The organism is Streptomyces sp. OR43 (assembly GCF_008042275.1).
Classification (GTDB): Bacteria; Actinomycetota; Actinomycetes; order Streptomycetales; family Streptomycetaceae; genus Streptomyces.
The window spans coordinates 1,319,805-1,328,734 of the sequence record NZ_RDBK01000043.1 but is presented as its reverse complement, the minus strand read 5'-3'; the positions used below and the strand labels follow the sequence as shown (position 1 = coordinate 1,328,734).

General features: G+C 69.0%; 9 protein-coding genes, 1 tRNA gene and 2 pseudogenes. 4 read left to right on the top strand and 8 right to left on the bottom strand.

The window, feature by feature from the left end; all coding sequences use genetic code 11:
• Positions 1–321 (top strand): annotated as a pseudogene (locus EAO72_RS24450) (hypothetical protein); the annotation flags it as partial.
• A gap of 129 nt (positions 322–450) precedes the next feature.
• Here the strand turns inward: EAO72_RS24450 and EAO72_RS24445 are convergent.
• From EAO72_RS24445 to EAO72_RS24435, 3 genes are all read right to left on the bottom strand, one after another.
• The gene (locus EAO72_RS24445; protein WP_148019394.1) at positions 451–1,161 is read right to left on the bottom strand and encodes a nucleotidyltransferase family protein; all 711 of its coding nucleotides are present in this window, start codon (positions 1,159–1,161) and stop codon (positions 451–453) included.
• Between the two features lie 34 nt (positions 1,162–1,195).
• A complete protein-coding gene (locus EAO72_RS24440; protein ID WP_148019393.1) occupies positions 1,196–1,609 on the bottom strand; it encodes a hypothetical protein in 414 nt (137 codons plus the stop codon).
• Positions 1,610–1,841: 232 nt separating this feature from the next.
• Positions 1,842–2,978, bottom strand: a complete 1,137-nt coding sequence (locus tag EAO72_RS24435; RefSeq protein ID WP_148019392.1) for an ABC transporter ATP-binding protein — start codon at positions 2,976–2,978, stop codon at positions 1,842–1,844.
• A 599-nt stretch (positions 2,979–3,577) separates the two neighbouring features.
• On the opposite strand from EAO72_RS24435, the gene EAO72_RS24430 reads away from it, so the two are divergent.
• The 3 genes from EAO72_RS24430 to EAO72_RS24420 all read left to right on the top strand — a co-directional run bounded on the left by EAO72_RS24430 (position 3,578) and on the right by EAO72_RS24420 (position 5,061).
• Positions 3,578–3,650: transfer RNA gene (locus EAO72_RS24430), tRNA-Thr, on the top strand.
• 212 nt (positions 3,651–3,862) lie between these two features.
• Complete coding sequence (locus EAO72_RS24425; RefSeq protein WP_148019391.1) at positions 3,863–4,372, top strand: RNA polymerase sigma factor; 510 nt, start codon at positions 3,863–3,865, stop codon at positions 4,370–4,372.
• The gene (locus tag EAO72_RS24420) at positions 4,369–5,061 is read left to right on the top strand and encodes a hypothetical protein (RefSeq protein ID WP_261991621.1); all 693 of its coding nucleotides are present in this window, start codon (positions 4,369–4,371) and stop codon (positions 5,059–5,061) included. Before EAO72_RS24425 ends, EAO72_RS24420 begins: the two co-directional genes overlap by 4 nt.
• A 103-nt stretch (positions 5,062–5,164) precedes the next feature.
• Here the strand turns inward: EAO72_RS24420 and EAO72_RS24415 are convergent, their stop codons facing one another.
• From EAO72_RS24415 to EAO72_RS44115, 5 genes and pseudogenes are all read right to left on the bottom strand, one after another.
• Positions 5,165–5,803: a hypothetical protein gene (locus EAO72_RS24415; RefSeq protein WP_148019390.1), complete on the bottom strand. Its 639-nt coding sequence runs from the start codon at positions 5,801–5,803 to the stop codon at positions 5,165–5,167.
• On the bottom strand, positions 5,803–6,348 hold the full coding sequence (locus tag EAO72_RS24410) for a zinc metalloprotease (protein WP_261991620.1): 546 nt from the start codon (positions 6,346–6,348) through the stop codon (positions 5,803–5,805). Before EAO72_RS24410 ends, EAO72_RS24415 begins: the two co-directional genes overlap by 1 nt.
• 356 nt (positions 6,349–6,704) lie before the next feature.
• Positions 6,705–8,105, bottom strand: coding sequence for an NAD(P)/FAD-dependent oxidoreductase (locus tag EAO72_RS24405; protein WP_148019389.1), 1,401 nt, complete (start codon positions 8,103–8,105; stop codon positions 6,705–6,707).
• A 46-nt stretch (positions 8,106–8,151) separates the two neighbouring features.
• A complete protein-coding gene (locus EAO72_RS24400; RefSeq protein ID WP_148022012.1) occupies positions 8,152–8,769 on the bottom strand; it encodes a rhomboid-like protein in 618 nt (205 codons plus the stop codon).
• A gap of 13 nt (positions 8,770–8,782) precedes the next feature.
• Positions 8,783–8,930: pseudogene (locus EAO72_RS44115) on the bottom strand (rhomboid-like protein); the annotation flags it as partial.

Here is an 8,930-nt window from a genome sequence, read left to right as displayed (position 1 = left end):
CCCCCCTCCCGCACCACCGCACCCCGCACCCCGTCCGCCAAGGCCTCCACACCCGCCACGGACAGCGTCCGCGAGTCCGGCCAGGCCGCCGGRGCRGGAGCCGGCCGGCCCAGCGAGACCCAGGGCACCGGACAGACCACCCCGCAGCAGACCACGCCCCAACAGCCCCCCTCCAGCAGCTCCGGCAGCTCGGGCCCCAGCTCCTCCGGCCCCACGGGCGGCTCCAGCACCGGCGGCACGGACCCCGGCACCGGCTCCACGGGCGGCACCAGCGGCGGTGGCGGTGGCGGCCGCAACCCCATCGGCGGCCTCCTCGGCTGACACCCACCACGGCACGCGGAAGGGGCGGGCACCGGAATCGACTTCCGGTGCCCGCCCCTTTCACGTGGCCGTGCGATGCGGCCTGGGGGAGGCCTGAGAGAGGCCTGGGAGCGGCCTGGGAGGGGGGAGCTACTGCCCGTCCAGCTCCTTCGCCGCCTCCGTCAGGTCCTTCGCGGTGTCGATGGCTCGCCAGTACGCCCCGTGCGGCAACGGATACCCGGCCAGCCTGCGCTCCCGCGCCAGCCTCGGGAACGTCGTCCGCTCATGGTCGCCCCGGTCCGGCAGCATCCCCGTGAACGCGGGAGAGAACACGTACACACCCGCGTTGATCAGATACGGCGACGGCGGGGACTCGATGAAGTCCGTGATGTGGCCGAACGCGTCCGTCTCCACCGCACCCCACGGAATGCGCGGACGGGCCAGCGCCAGCGTCGCGGTCGCGTCACGCTCCGCATGGAACGCGGCCATCTCACGCAACGAGAAACGGGTCCAGATATCACCGTTGGTCGCGTACCAGGGCTGCTCCGGATCGGGCAGCCGGGCCGCCGCGTACTTCAGCCCGCCACCGCGGCCCAGCGGCTCGGACTCCACCACGGTCGTCACCCGCAACGGCAGCACCGCCGCGTCCAGCCACTCCTGCAGCACCTCGGCGAGATGCCCGCACGACACCACGGCGTCGGTCACGCCCTCGGCGGCCAGCCAGGCAAGCTGATGGCCGATGATCGGGGTCCCGGTACCCGGGATCTCGACCATCGGCTTGGGGCGGTCATCGGTGTACGGGCGCAGCCGTGACCCCTGGCCACCCGCCAGGATCACGGCCTGCGTCGGAAACGTATGCATGTCAGGCACGATATGCCGTGCCCGGCCGGGACGGTCAGCTGAACTGCGCGACGCCCGAGGCGAACGACGTGTCACAGACCGGACGGGAGAAGCGGTGCGCGCGCGTCGGACCGTACTGCTCGACCGCTGCCCTGCCCAGCGCCTTCGCGATCGACATGCAGTGCCGCGCGAGCGACGGACGCCCCTCCACGGCCCGCTGGAGATCCGTCAACGCGACGCCCGGGTCCTTCTCCTGGAGCTCCAGGAGAAGCTTGTCGCGCAGAATGTCCTGCGGGGCACGCGCCTTGGCGCGCTTGGAGACGGTCTGGGCCGACGCGGTGAGCAACGTCGACTCGGAGTTGTGAGCTGCCCACGGCACGGCGGTGACCGCGAGGGTCCCGGACAGGACCATGACGACAGGCAGGACGAAAGCGAGAGTTCGGCCGATACGGCGCGCGGTGTGGGTCACGCAGCGAGCGTAGCGGGCAGTGATGATTTGGCGACATTACGTCACTCTCGCGAGGGACGGTTCGAGTGGGCTTTTCGAATCCCGTGTTGACGTCCGGGAGTGAAATGACCGTTGTGCCGGGGAATTTGACCCGGCCGCCCCAAACCCCCGGACGCGCCGAACCCCCAAACCCCAAACGCACGACGGCCCCGCGCGCAGAGCGTGCGGGGCCGTCGTGGTGCGTGTGCGGGGATCAGGCGGTGAGGCGCTCGCCCGTCGACGTCGCGAAGACGTGCAGCTCGTCCGGGCGCGGCACGACGTGGAGCTTGGTGCCCTTCTCCGGGACGGCACGGCCGCCGACGCGGACGACCAGGTCCTTGTGCTCGCCACCGACCTCGGCAGCGCCGTAGACGAAGCCGTCGGCGCCGAGCTCCTCGACGACGTTGACCGAGACGGCCAGGCCGGCCGGGGCGTCGGAGGACGCCTTGGACAGACCGGTCGCCGCGGCACCGCCGTGCTCGACGATGTCGAAGTGCTCGGGACGGATGCCGACCGTGACGGTGCGGTCACCGCGGTCCGCGGCGGCGGTGAGCGCCTCGCGGGAGACCGGGACGACGCTGTTGCCGAACTTCACGCCACCGTCGGTGATCGGGACCTCGACCAGGTTCATGGCCGGGGAGCCGATGAAGCCGGCCACGAAGAGGTTCGCGGGCTTGTCGTACATGTTGCGCGGCGAGTCGACCTGCTGCAGCAGACCGTCCTTGAGGACCGCGACGCGGTCACCCATGGTGAGGGCCTCGACCTGGTCGTGCGTGACGTACACGGTCGTGATGCCCAGGCGGCGCTGGAGCGAGGCGATCTGCGTACGGGTGGAGACACGGAGCTTGGCGTCGAGGTTCGACAGCGGCTCGTCCATGAGGAAGACCTGCGGCTCACGCACGATGGCGCGGCCCATCGCCACACGCTGACGCTGACCACCGGAGAGCGCCTTCGGCTTGCGGTCCAGGTAGTCGGTGAGGTCCAGCATCTTGGCGGCCTCTTCGACCTTCGCGCGGATCTCGGTCTTGTTGATACCGGCGATCTTCAGCGCGAAGCCCATGTTGTCCGCGACGGACATGTGCGGGTAGAGCGCGTAGTTCTGGAACACCATGGCGATGTCCCGGTCCTTCGGCGGCAGGTGCGTGACGTCGCGGTCACCGATGCGGATGGCGCCACCGTTGACGTCCTCGAGACCCGCGAGCATGCGCAGGGAGGTCGACTTGCCACAACCGGAGGGACCGACGAGGACGAGGAACTCACCGTCCGCGATGTCGATCTCGAGCTGGTCGACGGCCGGCTTCGTGGAGCCGGGGTAGACGCGGGACGCCTTGTCGAACGTGACACTGGCCATGCTGAATCTTCTCCTCAACCGGCAGGAACGTGCCGGACGATCCGTTGTAAAGGGAGTGGTCTGGTCCAACCGAGTGAACCTTCAGCGACGCTACCTGGCGATTTCGGATCTGTCAGTAGTTCTCTGGGGAGGAATATCTCCCAGCTGGGCGGCCGTGTGGACAGCGCTTGGGCTCTGGGGCGGAGCGGCGCACTGTTGACCCTGGGCGTGTGGTGGCAGAGCACCGGACTTCTGGTCTCGTGCCGACTTCAGCACTTCCTGCTCCCACGCCCCTGCCGGCTGAACACGCCCCGTCGACGGGAAGAAGCGGTCCACGATCACCGCCATCCGCCCGTACCAGGCGCACGTGTAGCGCAGCTGACGGAGCGGTTCGCCCCAAGCCGCATCGATGATCGACCGGCTCGGCCGGGCCTTGCTCCGACGCCCCTTTCCGGCCGTCGGACGCAGCAGATTCATGAGGGCCCGTGTCGGCTGGGCTGCGGTGTCCGTCATGGTGCTCCCCCCGACTGTCGGGCGGTTACGGGGATGGTGGAACTTCATGGATCGGTGGGCTGAGCGCTGTGTAGAGTGAAGGCAGCGCGCGTTCTGGCGTGCGCGTTGCCGCCTTAGCTCAGTTGGTAGAGCGCCCGCCTTGTAAGCTGAAGGTCGTCGGTTCGATTCCGACAGGCGGCTCAAAACCCAGGTCAGCACCGTGCTGATCTGGGATTTTTTTGTGCCCGAACCCGCTCACCCCTGCCCAAGCAACCGGTCCGCAGGCTCAAAAGCCCAGGCCGGCGAGCTGACGACCTGGGATTTTCTTGTGCCGGACCCTCTGTCGGTGCGGTCGCGGGAAAAATGTTCCGCAGCCCTGTAAGGATCTGCCCCGCACATGACATATAGGGGATGTGGAGAGCAACCAGACCGTGAGCGAGCCGGGGCGAAGCACCCGGTTCACCGCGTTGTACACACGGGAGTACCCACGGGTGCACGCCTTCGCGCACCGCAGGACGGGCAACGGGGGTGAGGCCGAGGAGATTGCCGCAGAGGTGTTCCGCATCGCCTGGGAACACGAGCTCGGCGGTGGGGAGACGACTCCCGGGTGGTTGTTCGTCACCGCCAGGAACGTGCTCGGCAACCACTACCGGAGCACCACCAGGCTGAGCGAGCTGCATCGGCGCATCGGCGAGGAAGTGGGCCGGGCCGCCACGTCACCGGAGGATTCGACGGTGCTGGACACGCTCGATCGCCTGCCCGGACCGCACCGGGAGGTGTTGCTGCTCAGTTACTGGGACGGCCTCACCGCGGCGGAGGCGGCTGCGGTGCTCGGGTGCGGCACCTCGGCCGTCTGGGTCCGTCTGCATCGAGCGCGCAAGGCGTTCCGTGAGCACTACACCTCGTCCGGGGAGTCGGCATGAAGCGCACGCAGTCCAAGAACGCCGGGATCTCCGCGAAGCAGGCGGAGTCACTGATCCGACGGGCCGACCCTCTGGCGCCGAGTGCCGCCGCGCCCGACCTTTCCCCACGTGCCACAAGGGAGTTGAGTGTGTTGTACGACGGATCCGGTTCTGCCACCGCGGTCGTTGCCCCGCCCCGCCGCCGACGCGTGGGTCTCATCGCCGTCGCGGCGTGCGGGGCGGCCGTGGTCGTCGCGGCGGCGGCGGTGTTCGCGGTGAACGCCACCACGGGCGATTCGGATGGCGGGCTGGTGGCCGATGAACCGGTCTACGGGGCGGCCCAGGAGCTGGAGGGTGCGGCCGATCTCATCGTGCGGGCCGAGCTCGGCAAGGGTGCGGAGCGGACCGTCGACGACGTCACGTCGATTCAGGCTCCCGCCAAGGTGCTGGCAACGGCCAAGGGCACCGCACCGGGTCCGCAGGTCACCGTCTCGTACACGCCGCCGGACGCGGGAGGGCCGGAGAGTGCCGCTCTCACTCCCGGCAAGGAGTACGTGTTCCTGCTGGAGCGCCAGGATGACGGGCGGTTCACCTTGGTCAATTCCACCCAGGGTGCTTACGGCGTGGGCGGAGGCAGGGCTGTGGCCGGTGAGAGCAATGCGGTGATGCTGAGCCCGGGTGTGCTGAAGGCGCTCCGGCTGACCGGCTGACTCCCTCGGGGGTGCGCGCCACGGCGAAAGGGGAGGGGTGCCGCCCGTGCGGGCGGCACCCCTCGGCCGGCCCCGGCCGTTCCGGGCCCGGTCCTGGCGATGTCTACTTGATGCGGGTGGCTCGTTCCTTGAGGTTCTTGACCGTGCCGACGTTCTTGAAGCCGGCGTCGCCGATGGCCTCGATCTTGCCGGTGCCGCCGGCGGTGTAGAGGGCCTGCTCGGGGTTGAGCAGGTCGTACGGGGCGGTCGGCCCGTGGGCGGCAAGCATCAGCACGTACTGCGTACCGTTGGCCGCCAGGGCGGTGGTGTGCTTCTCCTTGTAGGTGACCTTCCCCCGTTCACCGCCGAGTTGGCTCACTTCGACTATGTCGCCCGGCTTGACGTCGCCGGACAGCACTTCGGAGACCTTGACCCTGGAGACGGTGATGACGACCGGGTCCGTGTCCGCGGCCTCCTCAGGGGAGAGGCCTGCCTGCGGGTTGGCGAGCGGGTCGGTGTCGGTGGAGGTCTCCGGCATCAGTTCCTTGACGGTGGAGCCGACCACTGTGCCCTGGACGATGACGTCGGCTTTCTTGACGACCTGGTCGAGTGAGTCGTAGACCGGGTAGTCCGCCTCGTAGGCGACGACATCGGACGTCTCGGCTGCCTTGTCCGAGGCGGCTTCACCGTTCGCGCAGCCGGCTGCGGCGAGAGCGAGGACGAGGAGGGATCCGCTTGCGGCGACGTGACGCATGCTCTTCATCAGTAGATCCTCTTGACCTCGGAGATGTCGTACGACAACGGCTTCTGCACGGTCGTCCTGTTCCTGCTGTGCTTCATGAGCGAAGCCTTCGAGGTCTTGGGATTGTCGGCGAGGCTCAGGGCGTGCCCCAGCTCGTGGGTGGATGTGCTGCGGCACCACTGGGTCATCTTGGAACCGGAATCGCGGTCGAGCGTTTTCGCGTTCACCTTGATCTTGAAGACGCGGTTGATGGGGCGGAGGCCGGACGGCGAATAGAGGCCGTACCAACTCTCGTTGTAGCGGCCCGCTGTGAAGGTGGCCTTCGCGCTGGATTTGCGCCCGATGGAGGCTCCGGCGCCGGCGTTGTTCCAGTTCTTGCGCCCGGTGTCCAGGAATCCGACCCAGGTGTCGTTGATGCCCACGGCCTTCACGTTGAATTTGGGGCCGGGCATTCCGCCGCTGTAGTACGTCGCCTGGGCCGATGTCGTACCGGCGAGACCGACGGCCAGCGCGAACGCGGCGACGGATGCGATGCGGGCGGTGGCGCGTGTGCGAGTTCGTCTCAAAGTTGAGTCCCCGTGTTGTGCCCGCGCCGGTCGGACCGTAGCGGGCGGTGGTCATCGGGGCCGTACGGGGTGAATTCCCGGCACACGCACAGGGACAGCGGAATTCCGGGCATGTGGGAATTCCTTGTGCGTGGAAAGCTTGACCTCGTCCCCCGTGGAATCGGCCCTTTCGGTGTGACCATAGCCAGTCGTGTCGGTGGCTGCAACGAGAATGTGCACGCAAGTCGGCCTGGCTGTTGGCGAGTTATCGAAGAGGCGGTTCCGATTCCGGTTCCTCTTCTTTCCTTTACCAGCCGCCGGTGGTCTGTTCGGGCGTAGTCGGCGGCATCCGTTTGTGGTTCCGCATGGGTGAGGGCTCACCCCCGCCCCGACACCCGGTCCGCGATCTTCGCGATGCGGTCCGTGCCGGGGCGCGGGGAGGTGAGTTCGCGGCGGTCGGCCGCGCGGTAGGCGGCGTACATGCCGTGGACGCCGAGCCAGCGGAAGGGTTCCGGTTCCCAGCGGCGGACGCGGTGGTTGACCCAGGGGAGGGTGGTCAGTTCGGTGGGGCCGGACTGACCGGAGTCCTGCTGGATGAGGTCGCGCAGGGTGCGGGCGGCGAGGTTGGTGGTGGCGACGCCCGAGCCGACGTAGCCGCCGGCCCAGCCGAGGCCGGTGGAGCGGTCGAGGGTGGCGGTGGCGCACCAGTCGCGGGGGACGCCGAGGACGCCGGACCAGGCGTGGGCGATCGGGGTGCCGGCGGTGGTGGGGAAGAGGCGGATCAGGAGTTCGCGCAGGGCCTCGATGGTGGCGGGTTGCGTGCGTCCGTCGTTGTCGGTGGCGGAGCCGTAGCGGTACGGGACGCCGCGGCCGCCCAGCGCGATGCGGTCGTCGGCGGTGCGCTGGGCGTACAGGTAGGCGTGGGCCATGTCGCCCAGGGTTTCGCGGCCGTCCCAGCCGATCGTGTCCCAGACGGAGGCGGGCAGGGGGTCGGTGACGATCATGGAGGAGTTCATCGGGAGCCAGGTGCGCTTCTGGCCCTTGAGGTTTGCCGTGAAGCCTTCGGTGCAGCGCAGGACGTACGGGGCGCGGACGGTGCCGTAGGGGGTGACGGCGTGTTTGGGCCTGATCTCGGTGACGGGGGTCGACTCGTGGATCGTGACGCCGAGTGCCTCCACGGTGTCGGCGAGGCCGGTGACCAGTTTCGCGGGGTGCAGGCGGGCGCCGTGCGGGGTCCAGGTGGAGCCGACGGCGCCGTTGACGCGGATGCGCTCGGCGGTTTCGCGGGCGCCGTGCAGGGTGCGGTCGGTTTCGCCGAAGGCGATCTCGACGCTGTGGAAGTCCTTGAGGCGGGCGAGCTGGGCGGGCGTGTACGCGACTTCGAGGACGCCGCCCCGGTGGATGTCGGCGTCGATCTTCTCCTCGGCCGCGACGCGGATGACCTCGTCGACAGTGTCGTTCATGGCTTGCTGGAGCCGGACGGCGGCTTCGTGGCCGTGGAGTTTCGCGTAGCGGTCGCGGCCGGCGATGCCGTTGTAGAGCCAGCCGCCGTTGCGTCCGGAGGCGCCGTAGCCGCAGAACCTGGATTCCAGGACGGTGATGTTGAGGAAGGGGACGGCCTTCTTGAGGTAGTACGCCGTCCAGAGTCCGGTGTATCCGCCGCCGACGATGCAGACGTCGGCGGTGCTGTCGCCGGGCAGGGGTTCACGGGGGGCCGGGACGCCCCGGTCCGCGTACCAGAAGGATATGCCGCCGTTGACGGTGCTGACGGTGCTCATGTTTCCCCTGCTTGTCCGGGTGGCCGTTCGCTGTTGTGGCGGGACGTTACTGGGCGGGGGTGGGTTTCGTCTCGGGCCGGGTGCGGGTGAGCGGGTAGCAGGCGAGGCCGATGAGGGCGGCGGTGAAGTGGCCGACGTCGGTGAAGGTGGCGCCCGTGACGAGGGGGACGCCGTAGATGACCAGGACGGCGAAGAGGTAGACGCACCGCCAGGGGCGCGCGACGTAGTAGGTGAGGACGGCGACGATGCCGGCGAGTGCGTAACTGACGCCGACGTCGAGGGTGTTGACGGCGGTCTCGGGAGCGTGACCGTGCTGGATGGCCCAGGCGAGGACGCCTTCGCTGACGAGCGTGGCGAGGACGTGGGCGGTGGCGGCGACGGCGAGCCAGCGCAGGGTGCCGAGGCGGCGTTCGGCGGGGGCGTGGAAGACGGTGTAGAGGGCGGCGTACGGGAGCCAGGTGCCGCCGTCGATCCAGAAGGCGCTGCTGATGAGGACGCGGACGGGGTTGCGGGAGAGTTCGTGGATGTTGGTGGACCGCTGGCGGAGGAAGTCCTCCTCGAAGGCGGGTGACATCTGGTGGACGATGACGGTGGTGACGAAGAGGACGGTCAGCCAGGTGTACGTGCCGGGCGCGCTGCGGACCCATGAGCCGGCGCTGCGGATCCACGCGGCGGGTGCGGGTGAGCGGGTAGCAGGCGAGGCCGATGAGGGCGGCGGTGAAGTGGCCGACGTCGGTGAAGGTGGCGCCCGTGACGAGGGGGACGCCGTAGATGACCAGGACGGCGAAGAGGTAGACGCACCGCCAGGGGCGCGCGACGTAGTAG

Bases quoted from the DNA above. Each gene is read 5' to 3' on its own strand.
- EAO72_RS24415 (WP_148019390.1), bottom strand. From the start codon at position 5,803: ATGAAGAGCATGCGTCACGTCGCCGCAAGCGGATCCCTCCTCGTCCTC.
- EAO72_RS24405 (WP_148019389.1), bottom strand. From the start codon at position 8,105: ATGAGCACCGTCAGCACCGTCAACGGCGGCATATCCTTCTGGTACGCG.
- EAO72_RS24435 (WP_148019392.1), bottom strand. From the start codon at position 2,978: ATGGCCAGTGTCACGTTCGACAAGGCGTCCCGCGTCTACCCCGGCTCC.
- EAO72_RS24445 (WP_148019394.1), bottom strand. From the start codon at position 1,161: ATGCATACGTTTCCGACGCAGGCCGTGATCCTGGCGGGTGGCCAGGGG.
- EAO72_RS24420 (WP_261991621.1), top strand. From the start codon at position 4,369: ATGAAGCGCACGCAGTCCAAGAACGCCGGGATCTCCGCGAAGCAGGCG.